Here is a 21,043-nt window from a genome sequence, read left to right as displayed (position 1 = left end):
CAAGCTGATATATCAGTTGCCCATTAGTTGGCTCTCAGAATGGTGCGCAGATGGCAACGAAACCGTCGATCACCACGGTCATCTCCCCCCTCTCCCTCCGGCTCGGCGAGCTCGACCCGGATGTCGCCGCCGCGGTGGACGCCGAACTGCACCGTCAGCAGTCGACCCTGGAGATGATCGCCTCGGAGAACTTCGCCCCGGCCGCTGTCATGGAGGCCCAGGGCTCGGTACTGACCAACAAGTACGCCGAGGGCTATCCGGGCCGCCGCTACTACGGCGGCTGCGAACACGTCGATGTCATCGAGCGGTTGGCAATCGACCGGATCAAGGCGCTGTTCGGCGCCGAGGCCGCGAACGTGCAGCCGCACTCGGGCGCCCAGGCCAACGCGGCCGCGATGTTCGCCCTGCTCAAGCCCGGCGACACCATCCTCGGCCTCGACCTGGCGCACGGCGGGCACCTGACCCACGGCATGCGTCTGAACTACTCGGGCAAGCTGTACAACGTCGTGCCGTACCACGTGCACGAGTCCGATCTGCGCATCGACATGGACGAGGTCGAGCAGCTCGCCCTCGCGCACCGGCCCAAGATGATCGTCGCCGGCTGGTCGGCCTATCCCCGCCGCCTGGACTTCGCCGCGTTCCGGCGGATCGCCGACCAGGTGGGCGCCTACCTGATGGTCGACATGGCCCACTTCGCCGGCTTGGTGGCCGCGGGTCTTCACCCGAACCCGGTGCCGTACGCCGACGTCGTGACGACCACCACGCACAAGACCCTCGGCGGCCCTCGCGGCGGTGTGATCCTCAGCCGCGCCGACCTTGCCAAGAAGATCAACTCCGCGGTCTTCCCCGGCCAGCAGGGCGGGCCGCTGGAGCACGTCATCGCCGCAAAGGCGGTGGCCTTCAAGGTGGCGGCGAGCGAGGCGTTCAAGGAGCGGCAGCAGCGCACTCTCGACGGCGCCCGCATCCTCGCCGGACGGCTGCTGGCCGACGACGTGGCCGAGGCCGGGATCACCGTGCTGACCGGCGGCACCGAAGTCCACCTGGTCCTCGTCGACCTGCGCGACTCCGCGCTCGACGGGCAGCAGGCCGAGGACCGGCTGCACCGCATCGGCATCACCGTCAACCGCAACGCCGTGCCGTTCGACCCGCGCCCGCCGATGGTCTCATCGGGGCTGCGGATCGGCACCCCGGCCCTGGCCACCAGGGGCTTCGGCGAGACCGAGTTCCGGGAGGTCGCCGACATCATCGCCCAGGCCCTGAAGGAGGAGCGGCTCGGCGACGAGCGCACGGGCCTGCTGCGCGACCGGGTCGAGAAGCTCGCCGGTGCGTTCCCCCTCTATCCCCACCTGAACGGAGACGCGGCATGACCACACAGCCGCTGCCGGAGCACCCGGACTTCCTCTGGCGCAACCCCGAGCCGCGCTCCGGTTACGACGTCGTCATCGTCGGCGCGGGTGGCCACGGCCTGGCCACCGCCTACTACCTCGCCAAGGAGCACGGCATCACCAATGTCGCCGTCCTGGAGAAGGGCTGGCTGGCCGGCGGCAACATGGCGCGCAACACCACGATCATCCGCTCCAACTATCTGTGGGACGAGAGCGCCGCGATCTACGAGCACGCGCTCAAGCTGTGGGAGCAGCTGCCGGAAGAACTGGACTACGACTTCCTGTTCAGCCAGCGTGGCGTGCTCAACCTCGCGCACACCCTGCAGGACGTCCGCGAAAGCGTCCGCCGGGTCAACGCCAACCGCCTCAACGGCGTCGACGCCGAATGGCTCGAACCGGACGAGGTCGCCGAGGTCTGCCCCATCGTCAACGTCTCGCCCGACACCCGCTATCCGGTCCTCGGGGGGACCTTCCAGCCCCGCGCGGGCATCGCCAAGCACGACCATGTGGCCTGGGCACTGGCCCGCCGGGCCGACGAGATGGGCGTCGATCTGATCCAGGGCTGCGAGGTCACCGGCTTCGTCAAGGACGGCGACCGGGTCACCGGTGTCGAGACCAACCGGGGCCGTATCCTCGCCGGCCGGGTCGGTCTCGCGGCCGCCGGGCACAGCACTGTCCTCGCGGAGCTGGCCGGCTTCCGGCTGCCGGTGGAGTCCCACCCCCTCCAGGCACTGGTCTCCGAACTGCACGAGCCGGTGCACCCCACCGTGGTGATGTCCAACCACGTGCACGTCTACGTCTCCCAGGCCCACAAGGGCGAACTGGTCATGGGCGCGGGCGTGGACCAGTACACCGGCTACGGCCAGCGCGGTTCCTTCCATGTGATCGAACATCAGATGGCAGCCGCCGTCGAACTGTTCCCGATCTTCGCCCGCGCGCATGTGCTGCGGACCTGGGGCGGCATCGTCGATGTCACGCCCGACGCGTCCCCGATCATCGGCCTCACACCGATCGAGAACCTGTACGTCAACTGCGGCTGGGGCACCGGCGGTTTCAAGGGAATGCCCGCCGCCGGCCTGACCTTCGCGCACACCATCGCCACGGGCGAACCGCATCCGCTGAACGCGCCCTTCGCCCTTGAGCGCTTCACCACGGGCGCGCTGGTGGACGAACACGGCGCCGCGGCCGTGGCCCACTGACCAAAGTCCCCTCCCAGCCCCTCGCAGCCCCGGCCGAGCGCCCGCCGAGAGCGCTCAGAGCCCCGCCGAGAGAAGGACACCCACCGTGCTATTGATCACGTGCCCATGGTGCGGTCCCCGTGAGGAGACCGAGTACCACTACGGGGGGCAGGCCCATGTCCCCTACCCCGAGAACCCCGCGGACCTCGACGACCGGCAGTGGGCCGAGTACGTCTTCTACCGCGACAACCCCAAGGGCCCGTTCGCCGAGCGGTGGATGCACAGCACCGGCTGTCGCCGCTGGTTCAACGTCCTTCGTGACACCGCCAGTTACGAGATCCTCGCCGTCTACCGGCTCGACGAACCCCGTCCCGAACTCTCCGCCCCGCGTGACCGCCGACAGACCGCCGAAGCGGCCGGAGGGACCCGATGACCCACCAGCCCCACCAGACCCACCGGCTGCCGCACTCCGGCCGCGTCGACCGCAGCACGACCCTGCGCTTCACCGTCGACGGCCGCGAACTGACCGGCCACCCCGGTGACACCGTCGCCAGCGCGATGCTCGCCAACGGCATCACCGAGGTCGCGCCGTCCCTCTACCGGGGTCGCCCGCGCGGCATCGTCGCCGCCGGTGTCGAGGAGCCCAACGCACTGCTCCAGATCGCCGGACCGTGCTCGGAGGGCATGCTGCCGGCCACCGCCGTCGAGCTCTCCGACGGACTGTCCGCGACGACCTTGTCCTCGATGGGCCGACTCGACCCGGCCCCCGATCCCGCCGTCTACGACAAGAAGTACGTGCACACCGACGTCCTGGTCGTCGGCGCCGGACCCGCCGGGCTCGCGGCCGCCGCTGCCGCCGCCGATTCCGGTGCCCGCGTGATCCTCGTCGACGACCAGCCCGAGCCCGGTGGTTCGCTGCTCTCCGGACGCACCGAGACGGTCGGCACGCGGACCGCCCTCGAATGGGTCACCGGGACCCGGGCGGCACTCGACGCCGCCCCCGAGGTCACCGTCCTGCAGCGCACCACGGCGTTCGGCAGTTACGACGACAACTACGTACTCGCCCTGCAGCGGCGCACCGACCACCTCGGAGCCGACGCACCCGAACCGTCCACGGGCATCTCGCGCCAGCGGCTGTGGCACATCCGCGCCCGCCAGGTGGTGCTGGCGACCGGTGCGCACGAGCGTCCGCTGGTCTTCGCCGGCAACGACCGGCCGGGGGTGATGCTCGCCGCGGCCGTGCGCACGTACGTCAACCGATACGGCGTGGCTCCGGGCTCGCGGGCCGTGGTCAGCACGACCAACGACAGCGCCTATGACACGGTCGCCGACCTCCGTGCGGCCGGAATCGACATCGCCGTCGTCGTGGACGCACGCCCGGAGCTGTCCCACCGGGCCGCCGAGGTCACCGAGGCGACCGGGGTGCGGGTGCTGCCGGGCAGCGCGGTGGTCGACACCGAGGGCGGTGGCCGGCTCACCGGCGTCATCGTCCAGGCCCTCGACGAGAGCGGGCAACTCACCGGCGGCCCGGAGTCCTTCGACTGCGACCTGCTCGCCGTCTCGGGCGGGTGGAGCCCGGTGGTGCACCTGCACAGCCAGCGCCAGGGCCGCCTGCGCTGGGACGAGGACCTGGTCGCCTTCGTCCCCGACGGCCCCGTACGGGACCAGCAGGTCGTCGGCGCGGCCCGCGGCACGTACGACCTCGACTGCTGTCTGGCCGAAGGGGCGCCGGCCGGAGCCCACGCCGCGACGGCCGCCGGTTTCCCGGGGCCCGTGCCCGTGCCGCCCTCCGACGACGCCCGTTCCGGGGCCGGAGCCGGCCCGGTGCGTGAACTGTGGCTGGTGCCCGCCCCCGGCAGCGAATCCGACAGCGGTGGGGACAGCGACCCCGCCACCTGGGACGCCCACTTCGTCGACCTGCAGCGCGACGTCACCGTCGCCGACGTCTGGCGGTCCACCGGCGCCGGCATGCGCGGCGTCGAGCACGTCAAGCGCTACACCTCCCTCGGCACCGCCAACGACCAGGGCAAGACGTCCGGAGTCAACGCGATCGGTGTGATCGCCCAGGCCCTCGGCGCGGGCGCGTCACCCGGAGAGGTCGGCACCACGGCCTACCGGGCGCCGTACACGCCGGTGGCCTTCGCCGCCCTGGCCGGGCGTGAGCGCGGCGCACTGTTCGACCCGGAGCGCACCACGTCCGTTCACAGCTGGCACGTCACGCACGGGGCGCTGTTCGAGGACGTCGGGCAATGGAAGCGCCCCTGGTACTACCCCCAGCCCGGCGAGGACATGGACACGGCCGTGCGCCGCGAGTGCCGCGCGGCCCGCGAGGGGGTGGCGTTCATGGATGCCTCCACCCTCGGCAAGATCGAGATCTGGGGCGCGGACGCCGGGGAATTCCTCAACCGCATCTACACCAACGGCTTCAAGAAGCTCAAGACCGGCCTCGCCCGCTACGGCGTGATGTGCAAGCCGGACGGCATGATCTTCGACGACGGGGTCACCCTCCGCCTCGCCGAGGACCGCTACTTCATGACCACCACGACCGGTGGCGCCGCCGGAGTCCTGGACTGGCTGGAGGAGTGGCTGCAGACCGAGTGGCCCGAACTCGACGTCCACTGCACCTCGGTGACCGAGCAGTGGTCGACGATCGCGGTCGTCGGCCCCCGCTCCCGCGAGGTCGTCGCCCAGCTCGCGCCCGACGTCGACCTCTCCGCCGAAGCGTTCCCGTTCATGGCCTTCCGCGAGACCACCCTGGCCTCCGGTATCCCGGCCCGCATCTGCCGGATCTCCTTCTCCGGCGAACTCGCCTACGAAATCAACGTCTCCGCGTGGTACGGCCTGGCGGTCTGGGAGGAGGTGGACGCGATCGGCCGCCCCTACGACATCACGCCGTACGGCACCGAGACCATGCACGTCCTACGGGCCGAGAAGGGCTACATCATCGTCGGGCAGGACACCGACGGCACCGTCACGCCGCAGGACGCGGGCATGTCCTGGGTCGTCTCGAAGCTGAAGGACTTCATCGGAAAGCGGTCCTACTCCCGCGCCGACACCTCGCGCACCGACCGTAAACAACTGGTCGGACTGCTGCCGAGCGACCGCAGGACCCGGCTTCCCGAGGGCACCCAGCTCATCGCGCCGAACGTACCCCTCACCCCCGGGGCCCTGCCGGTGCCGATGCTCGGGCACGTGACCTCCAGCTACCACAGCGAGGCGCTTGGCCGCCCGTTCGCCCTCGCGCTGGTCGCCGCGGGCCGGGACCGCGTCGGTGACACGCTCTTCGCGCCCGTCGGCGACGACCTCGTACCCGTGGAGGTCACCGAACCCGTCCTCTACGACCCCGAAGGGACCAAGCGAGATGGCTGAGCCGACGATCGACGCGGGCACAGGTCCTGTGGCACTGCGCAGAAGCCCCCTGGCCCATCTGGAAGAGCGGATACGCGCCGCCGCGGTCACCGGCGCCCGGGGCGTCACACTGACCGAGTGGCCGTTCCTCACCATGGTGAACCTGCGCGTCGACCCCTCTTCCGAGGCGGCCGCCCGCATCGGGAAGACCCTGGGGGCCCCGCTCCCACGGCAGTGCGGACGCACCACCGCGTCCGGCCCCCATACGGTCGCCTGGCTGGGTCCCGACGAATGGCTCGTGCTGTCCCAGGCCGAGGCGGTCCCCGTGGCCGCCGAGTTGCGGGAGGCACTCGGCGGAGACCCGGGCTCAGTGGTGGACGTCTCGGCGAACCGCACCACGCTGGAACTGCGCGGCCCGTCCGCCCGGCAGGTCCTGGAGAAGGGCTGCTCGCTCAACCTGCATCCCCGGGCCTTCGGGCCCGGCCAGGCGGTGTCGACCACGGTCGGCCCGGTCGCGGTACTGCTCTGGCAGGTCGACAGCGTGCCGACCTACCGGCTGTTCCCGCGCTCCTCGTTCGCCGACTACCTGGCGCGCTGGCTCATCGACGCGATGAGCGAGTACCGCGGCCCGGAGGTCCCCTGATGGGGCTCAGCGCCTTCGACCTGTACTCGGTCGGCATCGGCCCTTCCTCCTCTCACACGGTGGGGCCGATGCGGGCGGCCCGGCGCTTCGTCAGGCTCCTGGACAGTGAGGGCTTGCTGCCCTCCGTCAGCCGGGTCGGAGCCGAACTGTTCGGCTCCCTCGGTGCGACCGGCCACGGGCACGGCTCGGACAAGGCGGTCGTGCTCGGCCTGGAGGACGAGGATCCCGCGACCCTGGACACCGACCGGGTAGACAGCCGGGTCGCGCAGGTACGCGACAGCAGCACCCTGCTCCTGGCCGGCAAGCACCGAATCGGCTTCCACGGCGATGCAGACCTGGTGCTGCACCGCCGTAAGTCGCTACCCGCGCACCCCAACGGAACGGTGTTCCACGCCTTCGCCGACGACGGCCGGGTACTCGTCAAGCGGACCTACTACTCCGTGGGTGGCGGGTTCGTCGTGGACGAGGCCGCCAGGGCGCCGACCGCGTCGTCGCGGACACCACGCAGGTGCCGTTCCCCTTCGGCTCGGCAGCCGAACTGCTCGCGCACTGTGCTCGGGAAAGCCTCGCCATCAGCGACATCATGCTCGTCAGATCCCCTGCATCGAGCGCAACGCCGTCGCCGCCGTCAAGGCGATCAACGCGGCACGGCTCGCCGGCCGGTGACGGCACGCACAAGGTCAGCCTGGCCAAGGCCATCAAGACCATGCGCGACACCGGCCGGGACATGAAGGTCACATACAAGGAAACCGCCCGCGGCGGTCTCGCCGTCAACGTCATCGAATGCTGACACCATGACTGATATCCCGGCTTCCGCCGTGTCCCCCGCCCACACGCCCGCCGACCCCGCCACGGCGCCGGTCGAGCACGTACTCACCCTCGACTGCCCCGAGGCCCCGGGCATCGTCCATGCCGTCTCGCGGTTCCTGGTCGAGCACGGCAGCGACATCATCGACAACCAGCAGTTCGGCGACCGCCGCGACGGCCACTTCTTCATGCGGGTGCACTTCGCCGCCCTCGGGAGCGAGAACACCACGGAGAACCTGCGGCGGAACTTCGCCGCCGTGGCCGCCCCCTTCGCCATGCGCTGGCACCTCGAACCGGTCAGCACCCGGCGCCGCGTGCTGGTCATGGTGTCCCGCTTCGGCCACTGCCTCAACGACCTGCTCTTCCGCACCCGCAGTGGTGACCTGCCCATCGACGTGGTCGCGGTCGTCTCCAACCACCGGGACCACGAGGCACTCGTCGCCTGGCACGGCATCCCGTTCTTCCACCTGCCGGTCACCGCGGCGACCAAACCGGAGGCCGAAGCCCAACTCCTCGACATCATCGACTCGTTCGACGTCGACCTGGTCGTGCTGGCACGCTACATGCAGGTGCTCTCCAACGACCTGTGCACCCGCCTGGCGGGCCGGACGATCAACATCCACCACTCGTTCCTGCCGAGCTTCAAGGGCGCCAAGCCCTACCACCAAGCACACGACCGCGGCGTCAAACTCGTCGGCGCGACGGCCCACTACGTCACCCCCGATCTCGACGAAGGCCCGATCATCGCCCAGGAGGTCATCGGCGTGGACCACAGCCACACCCCCGACGATCTGGCCGCCATCGGCCGCGACGCGGAGTCGGCAGCCCTGGCCCGCGCGGTCCGCTGGCACTGCGAGGGCCGGGTATTCGTCCAGGGCAGGCGCACGGTGGTCCTGCGCTGAACGGTCCGCTCGCGTCCCCTCTGCCGGCTCACCCAGGGTGCGGATCTGCCGGCTGGTGTGGCTCGTGCCGCGAGGCGCATTGCGCCCGTTGTGTACGGCTCAGTCGTCCGTGTCCCCCATTCTCCGGACCCGGGCTCCGGCCGGCGTGCATGTGATGTCGTACGACAGGTCGTCCGCATCCTCGGCGTCGGGTTCGGCCTCCAGGTGGGCCACCGCGGACGGGCCCCGTACGACGTCCTCGTCGAAGGCGTAGCCGTTGGCCGGGCTCCAGGAGACGAGGTAGACCCTTCCGTCGGGACGGCACTCTGCGGTGGCTGTGCCGCCGGTGAAGCGCACCGTCTCTGTTCGGGGATCGGGTGCCGTTCGCGGTCCGGCGACGGTGGGAGTGCCCTGTGGGTCCGGGGACTTCGGGGGTTCGGGAGCGGGGAGCTCGGAGGATTCCGCCGCGGTGGCCGGGTGCGTGTTCGCCGTCAGGGCGCGCCGGACCGCGGCGTCGTCCAGGGCCCGTCCGTGCGCATCCGCGCTTGATCCGGCGTCGGCGCTCGCGAGTTGCCACGCGCCGAGCCCGCCTGCACCCGTGCCGACAGCGATCCAGGCTGCGGTCACGAGCGCGCTGCGCCACTTCACGACGATCTCCTCCGCACATCGGCTTCAGCCGGCAATGTCGTACCGGATTCACCGGCGTCCACCGTGAACCCTCCCCCACCCTTTCCTAACGTCGCGTTAAGACATCCACAAAGCCGGCCCGGGGAGGCATCCGTCATTCCCCCTGAGTGCCCCTTGCATCCACTTGGTGGCTACCGTGTCCCCATGGCCCACCTGCTTGTCGTGGAGGACGACGCCGCCCTGCGCAGTGCTCTGGTTCGCGCCCTGCGCGACAAGGGACACGCCGTCGCCACGGCCGCCGGCGGGATGGCGGGGCTCGACGCGGCGGTGACCAGCCCGCCGGATCTGATCGTGCTGGACCTGGCCCTGCCGGACGTGGATGGCGGGCAGGTACTGCGGATGCTGCGGGCGGTCAGCGATGTACCGGTGATCGTGGCGACCGCGCGGGACGAGGAATCGGAGATGGTCGCGTTGCTGGAGGGCGGCGCGGACGACTACCTCGTGAAGCCGTTCGGCGCGGCGCAGCTCGACGCGCGGATCAAGGCGGTGCTGCGGCGCCTCGGCCCGGCCGATGCGGAGGAGCCGCTACGGGTGGGCGGACTCGTCGTGGACCCGGCGGCCCGTGAAGTCACCCTCGACGGCTGCGCCCTCGAACTCACGCCCCGGGAGTTCGACCTGCTCGCCCACCTCGCCCGCCGCGCCGGCCAGGTCGTCTCGCGCCGTGAACTCCTCGCCGAGGTCTGGCAACAGCCCCTGGGCGGTGCGGACAAGACGGTCGACGTCCATCTGTCCTGGCTGAGAAGGAAGCTGGGCGAGACGGCCCAGACCCCGCGCTATCTGCACACGGTCCGCACGGTGGGGGTGAAGCTGATGGCTCCCGGTCAAGCGGTGACATCCCGGCCCGCGGCGGAGCCGGAGTCCGGGAGCACGGCGGCGGAGACCGGTGACCGATAGTGCGTCGTCGGCTGCTCCTGCTCACCGGGGCCACCACCGCCCTCGTACTGGCCGCTCTGCTGGTGCCGCTCACCCTGCTCACGCGGTCTCATGCCGCCGACCGCGCAACGGCCGAGGCGACCGCGCGGGCGCAGTGGGTGGCGGCGACGGCCGGGCCGGTGCTGGCGGGCGGAGCACGGGGGGTCACGGACGTCGAACAGACCATGCAGAGCGTCAACGGGCCCGGGCTGCCCAGGACGTCGCTCATCCTCATGGACGGCACGGTGGTCGGCGCACCCGCCCGCGTCACCGACGCGGTCCGGCTCGCGCGTACGGGACGTGCCTTCACATATGAGCCACCGGACGGCGGCCGAATGGTCCTGGTCCCGGTACACGGGGCGCCCGAGGGCACGGCGGTCGTCCAGGTCGCCCTCGCCGAGCGGCAGTTGTACGCGGGGGTCCTCACCTCATGGCTGGTGCTCGCCGGTATCGGGGCGGGGCTGGTGTTGCTCGGTCTGGTCCTCGCGGACCGGCTGGGCGCGCGCCTCGTGGGAGCGACGCGCGCGCTGGCCGGGACGGCGGTCCGACTCGCGGCCGGTGACCTGAAAGCCCGGGCAAAGCCTGCGGGTCCGCCCGAACTCCGTTTGGTGGGAGATGAGTTGAACAGGCTGGCCGCCCGCATCGAACAGCTCCTCGCCGCCGAGCGCGAGAATGCCGCCGACCTCGCTCACCGCCTCCGTACGCCCATGGCCGCGCTCCGCCTGGACGCGGAGACCCTGCGGGATCCCGCCGAGGCCGAACGGATCGCCGCGAGCGTCGCGTCCCTGGAGCACGGCGTCGACGAGGTCATCCGCCGGGCCCGCCGGCCCCTGAGCGACTCCGAGCCCACCGCGGACCTGTCCGCGATCACCCGCGATCGAACCGCCTTCTGGCTCCCGCTTGCCGAGGACCAGGACCGCGCCGTCGAGGTCGACACCCCGCCCGGCCCCCTTCCGGTCCCGGTACCCCGCGACGAACTCGCCGCCGCACTGGACGCGTTGATCGGCAACGTCCTGGACCACACCCCGCACGGCACCCCGTTCCGCGTCGCGGTCCGCTCCCGGGGGGACGCCGCCGAGCTCCTGATCCAGGACGACGGCCCTGGCTTCCCCGCCTCCGATACCACTGAACGCGGGATCAGCGGCGCCGGATCCACCGGCCTCGGGCTGGACATCGTCCGCCGCACGGCACAGGAGTCGGGTGGCACCTTCACGGTGCAGAGCGCACCGGGGGCGAGAGTGACGTTGACGTTCCCGTCGAACACGGGATGATGCGCTCCCCTGGAGAACGGAGCGGCGTGGGCGGGGAGATGCGCTGAGGGCTCAGCCGTTGAGGGCGCCCGGGAACACCCGCCGTACCGCCCGTGCCCAGGCGTTCGCCGCCAGACCCGGCCGTACGGCGACCAGTCCCCCGCTGTACTTCGTGAACTCGGCCGGCCGTACGCCGTGCCGGTGCAGCACACGGTCCGCCTCCGTCAGATGCCCGCGTGTCTTGGTCTCGACGAGTACGAGCGAACCGTCCGCGGCGGCGCTCCGTCCGAACGTCTCGTCCCGCACCGCCAGACCGGCGTCACAGGTCACCCGTTGTCCGTCGGCGACGAGGGTCACTCTGCGGTAGTCCGTGCGGAGCGTGGGCAGGAGGTCGTGCGGGACCTCGATGGGCCCGTACGACTGCCTGAGCACCCGGCCCAGAAATGTCCGCCGTGCCCCGTCCAGCGGGCCGTCGTCGCCGGACATCCGCTGCCGGTACTTGACCGTTTCCCCTCGCCCGCTCTTGAGCTTGACCTCGAACTGCCGCTCGCCGCTGTCCTCGTACACCCGCTCCCTGATGCGGAAGCGACGCCGGCGCCCCTGGCGGTGGTCGTGGAAGGTGCTCAGCCCCGGGGTGTCGTAGTAGGTGGAGCGGTACCGGAAACAACGCAGCCCGTCGATGGCGAGGACCCGGAAGGCGTCGGCGCGGCGCGGATCGGTCAGGCGGGCCACGAAGTCCTCGAAAACCGGGACGGGCACGAGATAGCTGTTGTCGTAGCGGGCCAGTAGTTCGGCGCGGGCGTTCAGCTCGGCCAGCGACAGGGGATGAGCGGCGAGCGCGGCCCGCTCCAGGGCACGCAGGGCCTCCGACGGCGTCCCGCTGCCGCTCACCACGGGGTCGGCTCCTTCGCCTCCGTCGCGGTGAGCCGCGCCGGCGCACCGGCCGCCAGGGGCCCGTGGGAGGCGCGGGATGCCCGCGCGGCGGGCTGCCGGTAGCGCACCTCGACAACTGTCAGGTCCCGCACGTAGTCCACCTGCCGCACGGTCCATCCGAACGGCTCCCCCAACCGCCGCCGCAGATCGGCGCACAGGGCCTCCTCATCGTCGTACACCGCGTCGAGGGTGACGACTGCCCGCCGCTCACGGGCGTACAGCCGGGGGTGATCGGCTCCGTACACCACGAGCAGCAGCACGGCCGTGAGACCTGCGGCCACACCCAGGCCCAGGCCGGGGAGACCGCAGAGCAGTCCCAGGACCAGAGTGGTGAAGTAGTAGGCGACTTCCTGATGCTGCACCGCGTCGGATCGCAGCCGGACGATCGACAGGACGCCGAACAGCCCGAATCCCAGCGCGAGTCCGCCGCTCTTGCCCACCGTGCCGAGCGCGGCGACGACGGCGAACAGCGCGACGTTCAGCGCGAGATAGGCGGGCACCAACTCGCGCCTGCGATGCCTCGGTTGGAAGACGCCGAACGTCAGCAGCGTCACGGCCACGAGATCGAGCCCCAAGTGGGCGGCCATCTGTCCGAGAGTTCCTGTGCTGTCCATGGCCACGACGCTAGGACGTGGGGAGTTAAAGGGACCGCTATCGCGGGTTAAGGACTCGGCGGCACTCCTGGCCCGTCGGCCCGACGCGCACCCTTTGCCGTGTCGGCAAACATTGTTGCCGCATCCGATGGAGGTGTCGCAGCCTGGTTCCGGGCAAGGCCAACGAAATCCAGGAGGCTGCACGATGACTACCCATGAAGGCGTCGAAACCGCGCTCGGCTCCGGTGACAACGCGCCACCGAACAACCGCGTCCACCACATCCGGTCCGGCGAGTTGGACGGCTACGCCGCCATCAGCGGCGGCATGGCCGGTTCGCGGAAGCTCTGGATGGGCCTGGTGGAGAACCCGCCGTCGAGCGCCACGGACAACCATCACCACGGTGATTCGGAGGCAGGGATCTACGTGGTCAGCGGTCACCCCGTGTTCGTTTACCACGACGGCACACAGGAGGTGCGCCTCGCCGCCCAGCCGGGCGACTTCTTCCTCGTCCCCCCGTTCGTCCCGCACCGCGAGGAGAACCCCGACCCGAACGAGCCCGCGGTCGTCGTGATCGCCCGGACCACGCAAGAGCCGATCAAAGTCTCCGTGCCCGAGCTGTACCGGCTCGACGAGACAGCCACGCAGTAGAAGGAAGATGCGGAAGCTGCTTTCGGGACGCTTCGGCAGATGCCGAAGCGTCCCGGATGCAGACTCAGGTTCATGAACAGCACACCCCTCGGTGCCCTGCCCTCAGAGGCTCTCCGCACCCACACCGCAATCGAGCCGAGCATCCTGTACTTCGGGACTCCGGTGGTGCTCCTCACGACGGAGAACGACGACGGCTCGTTCAACCTCGCCCCGATATCGTCCGCGTGGGCGCTCGGGCGGACGGTCGTGCTCGGTCTGGGTCACGAGGGGCAGACCGCACGCAACCTCGGCGATCGGCCCGACGTGGTGATCAGCCTTCCTACTCCCGCCCAGTGGCCGGCGGTGGAGCGGCTGGCCCCGCTGACCGGCCGAAACCCGGTGCCCTCGGCCAAAGCAGCGAGCTTCCGGTTCGAACCGGACAAGTTCACCGCGGCCGGCCTGCGCGCCGAGACATCCCACGAGGTCCGACCTCCGCGAGTCGCCGAATGCCCCATCCAGCTGGAGGCACGCGCCGAACAGGTGCGGCAGGACGTCTCCGGGGCCTTCGTCATCGTTGAAGCGGTCGTGCGGAAAGTGCACGCCGACCGCCGCATCGTCGTGCCGGGCACCGACCATGTCGACCCGGTCGCCTGGAGCCCGCTCATCTACAACTTCCGCCACTACTTCGGGCTCGGTCCGGAACTCGGCCACTCCTACCGGACCCGGACGCCCCCTGAAGGCCCGTGCCGCAATGGCGGCGGCACCCTGATCGAAGCGATCTGAGAGCTGCGTCCACCCGGCCACGGGAGAGCGTCACTTGTCCCGCTGCTTCCATTCGGCCTGGGCCGCGTCCAGCTGGGCGGCGAGGGCGTCCAGGAACGCCTTGGGTGTCGTCCTGCCGAGCAGCACTTTCTGGAAGGCGGGTTCGTTGTCGGCCTTGGAGATGGTGTTCCAGTCGGGAAGGTAGTAGGGCAGGTCGACGATTGACGTCTTGTCGCTGTTCAGCGTTTCGGCGCCGAGCCGGGTGGTCTCCGACTTCCGCACCCAGTCGTCCTTCGCCGCGTCGACATGGGACGGGATGGTGCCTGCCGACTCACTCCACTTGCTGCTGGACGCGTGCGAGGCCGCGAACTCGATGAACTTCCAGGCGGCGGCCTTGTTCCTGCCGGACTTGAAGAGGCCGAGCCCGTCGACGGGGTTGGACACCATCACCCGGGTGCCGTCGTCCAGCGTGGGGTTCGGGATGCCGCGGAACTTCCCCGCGCCGAGCGCCTTCACATGGTCCTGGTAGGAGCCCATGTTGTGGTTGAGCATGCCGATCTCACCGCTGTCCCACTGGGCCACCATCTTGGTGAAGTCGTTGTTGATGTCGGCGGCCGGGGTGTTCTTCTTGTAGAGCGCGACGTATTTCTCCAGCGCCGCCACGTTCTTCGGGTCGTTGACGGTGGTGCGCAGGCCGTCCTCCTTCCAGAAGCCGGTGATGCCGGACTGGCCGTACATCGCGTCCAGCGCCTGCGCGATGGAGCCGGCGCCGCCGCGGATGGTGTAGCCGAACTTGTTGCCGGCCCTGTCGGTCAGTTCCGCTGCGGCCTTGTAGAAGGCCGACCATGTGGTGGGCGCCGGCAGGCCCGCCGCCTTGAACAGATCGGTGCGGTAGTACAGGACACCGTTGGTGGCGTGCATCGGAACGGTGTAGAGCTGCTTGCCGTCGGCCGCGGAGCGAACGCTCTTGACCATGCGGTCGTTGAGCTTGCCGTCGAGCGCGCTGTCCTCGATGCGCCCGTCGAGCGGCTCCAGGGCGCCCTGGGCGCTGATGCCGGCGAGCATCGCGGCACCGATGCCGCCGACGTCGGGGAGGCCGCCGCCCTGGATGGCGGTGTCGTACTTGGACTGCACCTCGGTCGCGGCGACACCGACGTAATCGACCGTGATATCGGGGTTCTCCTTCTCGAAGTCCCTGATGATCTCCTTCCAGACGTCGGTGCGGACCCCGCCGTTGTTGTCCCAGAAGGTGATCGTGCCTGTGCCGGAGCCCTCCGCGCCCGTCTCGCCCGCGACGCCGCTGCCGTCGTCACCGCACGCGGTGGCGGTGAGGGCGAGGATCGCGGACAGGGCGAGGACGGCGGTGGCGCGGGAGCGTCTGCCGCTGCGAATGGGCATGTTCGGCTCTTCTCTGCTCGTACGTGGGTGGTGATCAGCGACGGCGGTACGGGTTCCAACCGTCCGTGCCGCTCGGGTGGTCGGCCGCCTCGTGACGGGCGGCGTCGGCGTCACTCATCTGCGGCCGGTCGGCGACGGGCGACGGGGGTGATGCGGAAGTGCGTGAAGAGTGCGGTACCGGCGTGTCCCCCGCCGGTGTCGCCCGCTTCGGCGGGCGCGGCGGCGAACAAGCCGAGCAGGGCGCCGACCCAGCGCCAGGGCAGGGCGGCGAAGACCTGCCCGTGGGGCGTCCAGCCGTCGCCCGTGTCGGCGGCGAAGCGGCAGCGGGCGCCTGCCCCGATGACGATCCGCAACCGGGCACGCTCGTCGGGTGCGGGCCAGGAATGCGCCGCGTCCCGTTCGCCCTCCGCCAGGGACTCAGCGAACCGGTGGACGAGGCGCGCCCTTCCGTCCGTTCCGCGCTCCAGCCCGATCCAGCTGAACGCGTCACCGAGCACGGTCAGTCCCGCTTTGGCACCCGGCTCCGCGCTCTCCAGCCGCAATCCGACCTCGACGGTGACCGGACGCGCGGGCAGCCTCTGGGTGAGGACGTGCGGCAGGCGGCGCAGGTCGTGAGCATCGGGGGTACGAACACAGGTGAGCCGCAGCCCGTCGCCGGAGTGAGGAGGAGCCCAGCCGCTGCCCGGGTCGGCGGCCCACTGCCACTGGCGGCCGTACCGCCCTCCGGGGAAGTCGTCGTCGGTGACCGGGGCGGTGGGCGGCTGTGGCGGCAGGGCCGGTTTGGGGTGCTCGCGCACCGGACTGCCGTACTCGCCCAGCACCGGCCAGCCTCCCCCGCGCTCGACTGAGCCCGATCGCGAGGTGGCCCCCTCGTCCCAGCGCATCGGCTGGAGGTGGACGAGGCGCCCGTAGGGGCCCTGTTCCTGGAAGTGCACGAACCAGTCCTCGCCCGCCGGGGTGCGCACCCAGCCGCCTTGGTGCGGCCCGTTGATGTCGGTGTCGCCCTGGGCGAGGACGACGTGCTCCTCGTACGGGCCGAAGAAGCCGCGCGAGCGGAACGCGCCCTGCCAGCCGGTCGCCACGCCCCCGGCAGGGGCGAGGATCCAGAACCAGCCGTCGTGCTGGTAGAGCTTGGGCCCTTCGAGGGTGAACCAGCCGGGGATGCGGTCCGCGTCGACGAGCGTGGTGCCGTCGTCGAGCAGGCCGGTGGCGTCGGGGCGCATACGGTGGCCGGTGAGCCGATTCTTGATGCCGGATCGGGATCTTGCCCAGGCGTGCACGAGGTACGCCTCACCGGTCCTCTCGTCCCACAGCGGGCACGGGTCGATCAGCCCCTTGCCCGGCTCGATGAGATGAGGGCGGCTCCAAGGACCGCGCACGTCCTCGGCACTGACCTGGAAGATGCCGTGGTCCGGGTCGCCCCAGAAGATCCAGAAGCGGTCGTCGTGGTACCGGATCGAGGGTGCCCACACACCGCAGTCGTGGCGCGGCACGGTAAACGCCTCGGCCGGCGCCGGCCGCTCGAGCGCGTGCCCGATCAGCGTCCAGTTGACCAGGTCGCGGGAGTGCAGCAGCGGCAGGCCAGGAACCCGGCCGAAGCTTGAGGCGGTGAGGTAGTAGTCGTCACCGACGCGTGTGACATCGGGATCGGACCAGTCGGCGGCAAGGACGGGGTTGCGGTAGGTGCCGTCGCCTCGGTCGGCGGAGAGCCAGGCGGCGTGCCGGTCGGCGGGAGCCGGCTCGGGGGTGTTCGGGATCCGGTCGCCGGCGGTCATGCGGTCACCGCCTTCCGCACCAGCGATGCGGCCTCCTCACGGCTCAGGCGCCCGTCGGCGACCACGGTGACGATCCTGCGTACGACGGTGCCGCCCGCGGTGATCGGCAGCCGCTCGCCGTGCGCCAGGGAGGAGCCGACGCCGGGGTAGCCGCCGGTGCGCACGAACCACGGGTCGCGGCGGGTGGGTTCGGTGGCGCCGCTGAAGACCAGCGTCCAGCGGTCGCCGCCGAAGGCGACCCAGTCGGCGGGTCTGCTGTGCACGGCGGCCTCCCCCTCGGTGTCGGCGGTGTAGACGTCGGGTACGGAGGCGGCCTTGGGGGCGCGCCAGAAGAAACCGCCGTACGCGGCGCCGGTGCGGCCATTGGTCGCGGGGCTGCCGAGGGACAGCGGCCCGGGCGTGGTGTTGGTGAGCGAGAAGGTGAAGTCCAACGCCCAGGCGGTGTCGGTCAGTTCCGCGACGGCCACGGTGCGGCGCTCGCGCAACAGCTCCTGCTCGTCGGCGCGCCAGCTCAGCTCCTCCACGAAGCCGTCCGGGTCGCGGAGGTTGAAGGCGGTGTGGCGCTGCACGCCGTGGTTGTCCCGTTCGGTCGGGCCACGGTCGCGTACATAGGTCCGGCCACCCCAGAAGTTGTGGCCCGCCACGTCGGGCACCGCGATGCCCACACCGAGGTGGTGCGGGTGGTCGGCGGGCATCAGCTCGGTGACGGGTGTGCCGAGCAGGGTGGTCACCGGGTGCAGGTACGGGCGCGGGGCGAGCCGCGGGTCGAGGTCGGGGCGGTAGCTGTACCGGGCGACGGGCCGTCCGGCGCAGCACAGGGCGAGGGTCGGGGTCGTGCGGGGCGCGGTCATCCGGGGCGCACCTCCTGCGGGAGCGCCCAGCGGGCGCCGAGTTCGGAGTAGAGGGAGAGGGACTCGGCACTGGCGGCGACCAGGCCGTCGATGCCGGGGACGACGCGTCGCAGTGTGCCTCGGGCGGCGCCCTCGGTGATGCCGGGTGCGCTGCGCCAGGCGTCCGGGGGCAGCGCCACCGGGTCCGGGGAGCGCCGGATCGCTTCGAGGACGCGCATGAAGGCGCCGGTGGCGGCGGGCGGTACGAGCAGAGGTGTGCCGTGGGTGAGGTGGGCGAGAAGGTTCTCCAGCAGATCGGTGCGGCCGTGCACGGTCTCCTCGGGGACGCGACCGGGACGTTGCACCAGGACACGGTCCTGCTTGTACCAGAAGGTGATCCGGCCACGGGTGCCGTGCACCACGACGTACGGCTCCGCGGCGGTCTCCGCGCACAGGGTCGCGGCGACGGTGACCCGGCTTCCGCGTGCGGTGGTGACGCGGACACAGGAGGTGTCGTCGGACTCGATGGCGTGAGCGCGGCAGAGTTCGGTCTCCACCTGTGCGATGTCCTCTGCGGTGGTGCTGCCGTCCAGCGCGAGTGCGGTGGCGACGGCGTGTGCGAGCGGGTTGGTGAGGACCCCGTCCAGGACGTCGGTGCCGTTGATTCTGCGGCGTCCTGCCCAGGGTGCGCGACGGAAGTACGCCTCGTCGCGCACCCAGGCACCCGCGGCACCGATGCCTGTCGGTGTGCCGATCGCGCCGTCGGCCAGCAGGCCGCGGATGGCCGCGAGGGCGTGCGAGCCGAGTGACTGGAATCCGATGGTGCACGCGACGCCGGCGGCCTCGATGCCGTCCGCCATGCGCCGGAACTCCGCGTAGGAGGGCGCGGGTGGCTTCTCCACGAGCAGGTGGACGCCGTGCCGGGCGGCGGTCAGCGCGAGGTCGGCGTGGGTGGGGATGGGCGTGCAGATGACGGCGATGCGGGCGCCGGTGACGGCGAGCAGGTCCGCGAAGTCATCGGACTGGGCGACGGGGCCGAAGCCGTCGAGTTCGTCGGCGGTCAGCGGGGTCAGGTCGCAGACGCCGACGAGGCGGACCCGGCCCTGTCCGCTCAGCCTGTGGAGGTTGGCGAGGTGGCGGCGGCCGTGACCGTGGGCACCCACGAGCACGGCCGGCAACGGCTGTGCGGCCGCAGCGCTGCTCATCCCTTCACCGCCCCTGCGCTGAAGCCGGTGATCAGCCACTTCTGGATGTACGCGAAGACCAGCACGACGGGTACGGCCGCGATGACACCACCGGCGGCCAGCGCGCCGAGGTCGACGCTGTCGGCACCCATCAGGGTGTTCAGGCCGACGGGGATCGTCTGCTTCTCCTGGTTGCTGAGGAACATCAGCGCGAAGAGGAAGTGGTTCCAGGCGTGCACGAAGGCGAAGGAGCCGACGGCCACCAGGCCGGGCCGCAGCAGCGGCAGGACCACGATGCGGAAGGCCCGGAAGCGGTCACAGCCGTCGACCCAGGCGGCCTCCTCCAGCGCGTAGGGCACGTTCTTGATGAAGCCGCTGATCAGGATCATCGACAGCGGCAGCTGGAAGACCGTCTCCGCGAGGATGACGCTGCCCAGCGAGTTGATCATGCTCAGCTCGGCGAAGATCTGGAACAGCGGCACCAGCAGCAGCGCTCCGGGCACGAACTGTGAACACAGCAGGGCCAGCATGAAGCCCTTCTTGACGCGGAAGTCGAAGCGGGCGAGGGCGTAGCCGCCGGCCAGCGCGACGACCGTGGTGAGTATCAAGGTGGCCACACCGATGAGCACGCTGTTCTGGAAGTACGTCGCGAAGCTGCGCTCGGTCCACACCTTCGCGAAATGCTCGAAGGTGACCGGCCAGGGCACCAGCGAGGTGGAGCCGGCCGGGCGGAGGGCGAAGAGCAGGATCCAGTAGAAGGGGACGAGGGTGAAGAGGAGGTAGAGCGCGAGCGGCAGGTGGATCTGCCACCGGGGAGCCTGGTCCCAGGCACGCTTCTTCGTGTGCGGCGTGGTCACTTGTCGCCACCCCCGAACTTGCTGAGCCGCAGGTAGCCGAGAGAGCAGAAGAGCAGGATCACGAACGCGACGGTGGTCAGCGCGGACGCGTAACCGAAGTTGTGGGCGTCGACCGAGGTGTTGGCGATGTAGAGCGGGAGGGTGGTGGTCTCCCCCGCCGGGCCTCCGCCGGTCAGTGTGTAGAGCAGGTCGACGTTGTTGAACTCCCATACAGCACGCAGCAGCGTGGAGAGGATGATGGCGTCCTTCAGGTGCGGCAGCGTGATGTGAAAGAACTGCCGCAGCCGGCCCGCGCCGTCCACCTCGGCCGCCTCGTAGAGGTCCTTCGAGACGGACTGGAGGTCGGCGAGGATGAGGATGGCGAAGAAGGGCACCCCACGCCAGAGGTCGGCGACGACCACGGCAGGGAAGACGGTGGCGGTGTCGGAGAGCCACGAGGTGCCGTACTCACCGATCCCGGCGTCGGCGAGGTAACGGCTGATGCCCGTCTGGGAGTTGTAGAGCAGCACCCAGATCGCGGAGGTGAGGACGCCCGAGACGGCCCAGGGCGAGAAGACCAGCGCGCGGGCGAGTGCCCGGCCCGCGAAGGTCTGGTTGACGATCAGGGCGAGGGCCAGCCCGAACAGCAGTTGGAGTCCGACCTCGACGACGACCCACTTGAGGCTGAAGGTCAGGGTGCCCCGGAAGAGGGTGTCGTCGGTGAAGATCTCGGTGAAGTTGTCCAGCCCCGCGAAGCCGTTCCGCCACGGCTTGGTGGGGTTGTCGTGCTGCAGGGCGGTCCGGAAGACGCTGAGCACCGGGTAGGCGATGAAGCCCAGCATCAGGAGCGCGGCGGGCGCTATCAGCAGGTACGGCAGCCGGCGCGGATACGTGCCGCGACGGCGTCCTGGCGGTGTCTGCGTCCCGCGGCTTCCGGGTGGCGACTCGGCCACGGCTACGGCTTGGGCCATGACTCTTCTCCGTTCTGGGGAACCGGGGAGTGGGACAATGTT

At 70.6% G+C, this 21,043-nt stretch carries 19 protein-coding genes and 1 pseudogene; 11 read left to right on the top strand and 9 right to left on the bottom strand.

Annotation, left to right across the window (positions count from 1 at the left end; genetic code table 11):
• Positions 1–50: 50 nt before the first annotated feature.
• From glyA to purU, 7 genes and pseudogenes are all read left to right on the top strand, one after another.
• Positions 51–1,367, top strand: coding sequence for a serine hydroxymethyltransferase (glyA, locus tag ACGFZW_RS16030; RefSeq protein ID WP_393893729.1), 1,317 nt, complete (start codon positions 51–53; stop codon positions 1,365–1,367).
• Positions 1,364–2,584: a sarcosine oxidase subunit beta family protein gene (locus ACGFZW_RS16025; protein ID WP_393893728.1), complete on the top strand. Its 1,221-nt coding sequence runs from the start codon at positions 1,364–1,366 to the stop codon at positions 2,582–2,584. The genes glyA and ACGFZW_RS16025 overlap by 4 nt, the downstream gene beginning before the upstream one ends.
• Before the next feature lie 85 nt (positions 2,585–2,669).
• Positions 2,670–2,996: a sarcosine oxidase subunit delta gene (locus ACGFZW_RS16020; RefSeq protein WP_393893727.1), complete on the top strand. Its 327-nt coding sequence runs from the start codon at positions 2,670–2,672 to the stop codon at positions 2,994–2,996.
• Complete coding sequence (locus ACGFZW_RS16015; RefSeq protein WP_393893726.1) at positions 2,993–5,932, top strand: sarcosine oxidase subunit alpha family protein; 2,940 nt, start codon at positions 2,993–2,995, stop codon at positions 5,930–5,932. The genes ACGFZW_RS16020 and ACGFZW_RS16015 overlap by 4 nt, the downstream gene beginning before the upstream one ends.
• Entirely contained in the window at positions 5,925–6,554 is a 630-nt protein-coding gene (locus tag ACGFZW_RS16010; RefSeq protein WP_393893725.1) for a sarcosine oxidase subunit gamma, read from the top strand. The genes ACGFZW_RS16015 and ACGFZW_RS16010 overlap by 8 nt, the downstream gene beginning before the upstream one ends.
• A pseudogene (locus tag ACGFZW_RS16005) lies at positions 6,554–7,344 on the top strand (serine dehydratase beta chain). The gene ACGFZW_RS16010 and the pseudogene ACGFZW_RS16005 overlap by 1 nt, the downstream one beginning before the upstream one ends.
• 4 nt (positions 7,345–7,348) lie before the next feature.
• A complete protein-coding gene (purU, locus tag ACGFZW_RS16000; RefSeq protein WP_393893724.1) occupies positions 7,349–8,263 on the top strand; it encodes a formyltetrahydrofolate deformylase in 915 nt (304 codons plus the stop codon).
• A gap of 99 nt (positions 8,264–8,362) precedes the next feature.
• On the opposite strand, the gene ACGFZW_RS15995 is transcribed toward purU, so the two are convergent.
• The gene (locus ACGFZW_RS15995; RefSeq protein WP_393893723.1) at positions 8,363–8,890 is read right to left on the bottom strand and encodes a hypothetical protein; all 528 of its coding nucleotides are present in this window, start codon (positions 8,888–8,890) and stop codon (positions 8,363–8,365) included.
• 183 nt (positions 8,891–9,073) lie between these two features.
• On the opposite strand from ACGFZW_RS15995, the gene ACGFZW_RS15990 reads away from it, so the two are divergent.
• Together ACGFZW_RS15990 and ACGFZW_RS15985 are read left to right on the top strand one after the other, a co-directional pair.
• Complete coding sequence (locus ACGFZW_RS15990) at positions 9,074–9,823, top strand: response regulator transcription factor (RefSeq protein WP_393893722.1); 750 nt, start codon at positions 9,074–9,076, stop codon at positions 9,821–9,823.
• Entirely contained in the window at positions 9,823–11,112 is a 1,290-nt protein-coding gene (locus tag ACGFZW_RS15985; protein ID WP_393893721.1) for a sensor histidine kinase, read from the top strand. Before ACGFZW_RS15990 ends, ACGFZW_RS15985 begins: the two co-directional genes overlap by 1 nt.
• Positions 11,113–11,163: 51 nt before the next feature.
• Here ACGFZW_RS15985 and ACGFZW_RS15980 read toward each other — a convergent pair whose 3' ends face one another.
• Both ACGFZW_RS15980 and ACGFZW_RS15975 read right to left on the bottom strand, forming a co-directional pair.
• Positions 11,164–11,982: a VTC domain-containing protein gene (locus tag ACGFZW_RS15980; protein ID WP_393894104.1), complete on the bottom strand. Its 819-nt coding sequence runs from the start codon at positions 11,980–11,982 to the stop codon at positions 11,164–11,166.
• The gene (locus ACGFZW_RS15975; protein WP_393893720.1) at positions 11,979–12,638 is read right to left on the bottom strand and encodes a DUF4956 domain-containing protein; all 660 of its coding nucleotides are present in this window, start codon (positions 12,636–12,638) and stop codon (positions 11,979–11,981) included. The genes ACGFZW_RS15980 and ACGFZW_RS15975 overlap by 4 nt, the downstream gene beginning before the upstream one ends.
• A gap of 184 nt (positions 12,639–12,822) precedes the next feature.
• Between ACGFZW_RS15975 and ACGFZW_RS15970 the strand changes: the two genes are divergently transcribed.
• Entirely contained in the window at positions 12,823–13,266 is a 444-nt protein-coding gene (locus tag ACGFZW_RS15970; RefSeq protein ID WP_393893719.1) for a cupin domain-containing protein, read from the top strand.
• Positions 13,267–13,338: 72 nt separating this feature from the next.
• Positions 13,339–14,028 carry a flavin reductase family protein gene (locus ACGFZW_RS15965; RefSeq protein WP_393893718.1) on the top strand — a complete coding sequence of 230 codons (690 nt, stop codon included), beginning with the start codon at positions 13,339–13,341 and terminating at the stop codon, positions 14,026–14,028.
• A gap of 30 nt (positions 14,029–14,058) precedes the next feature.
• Here ACGFZW_RS15965 and ACGFZW_RS15960 read toward each other — a convergent pair whose 3' ends face one another.
• From ACGFZW_RS15960 to ACGFZW_RS15935, 6 genes are all read right to left on the bottom strand, one after another.
• Positions 14,059–15,405, bottom strand: a complete 1,347-nt coding sequence (locus tag ACGFZW_RS15960) for an ABC transporter substrate-binding protein (protein WP_393893717.1) — start codon at positions 15,403–15,405, stop codon at positions 14,059–14,061.
• 110 nt (positions 15,406–15,515) lie between these two features.
• Complete coding sequence (locus tag ACGFZW_RS15955) at positions 15,516–17,180, bottom strand: family 43 glycosylhydrolase (protein WP_393893716.1); 1,665 nt, start codon at positions 17,178–17,180, stop codon at positions 15,516–15,518.
• A complete protein-coding gene (locus ACGFZW_RS15950) occupies positions 17,177–18,031 on the bottom strand; it encodes a PmoA family protein (protein ID WP_393893715.1) in 855 nt (284 codons plus the stop codon). Before ACGFZW_RS15950 ends, ACGFZW_RS15955 begins: the two co-directional genes overlap by 4 nt.
• Positions 18,028–19,215 carry a Gfo/Idh/MocA family protein gene (locus tag ACGFZW_RS15945; RefSeq protein WP_393893714.1) on the bottom strand — a complete coding sequence of 396 codons (1,188 nt, stop codon included), beginning with the start codon at positions 19,213–19,215 and terminating at the stop codon, positions 18,028–18,030. Before ACGFZW_RS15945 ends, ACGFZW_RS15950 begins: the two co-directional genes overlap by 4 nt.
• A complete protein-coding gene (locus ACGFZW_RS15940) occupies positions 19,212–20,051 on the bottom strand; it encodes a carbohydrate ABC transporter permease (protein ID WP_393893713.1) in 840 nt (279 codons plus the stop codon). Before ACGFZW_RS15940 ends, ACGFZW_RS15945 begins: the two co-directional genes overlap by 4 nt.
• Positions 20,048–21,001: a carbohydrate ABC transporter permease gene (locus ACGFZW_RS15935; protein ID WP_393893712.1), complete on the bottom strand. Its 954-nt coding sequence runs from the start codon at positions 20,999–21,001 to the stop codon at positions 20,048–20,050. The genes ACGFZW_RS15940 and ACGFZW_RS15935 overlap by 4 nt, the downstream gene beginning before the upstream one ends.
• Positions 21,002–21,043: the final 42 nt, after the last annotated feature.

Source organism: Streptomyces sp. NPDC048248 (assembly GCF_043201875.1).
In the GTDB taxonomy this organism is placed as follows: domain Bacteria; phylum Actinomycetota; class Actinomycetes; order Streptomycetales; family Streptomycetaceae; genus Streptomyces.
Note: the sequence above shows the minus strand (reverse complement) of the source record. Positions and strands in the feature narration are given on the sequence as shown.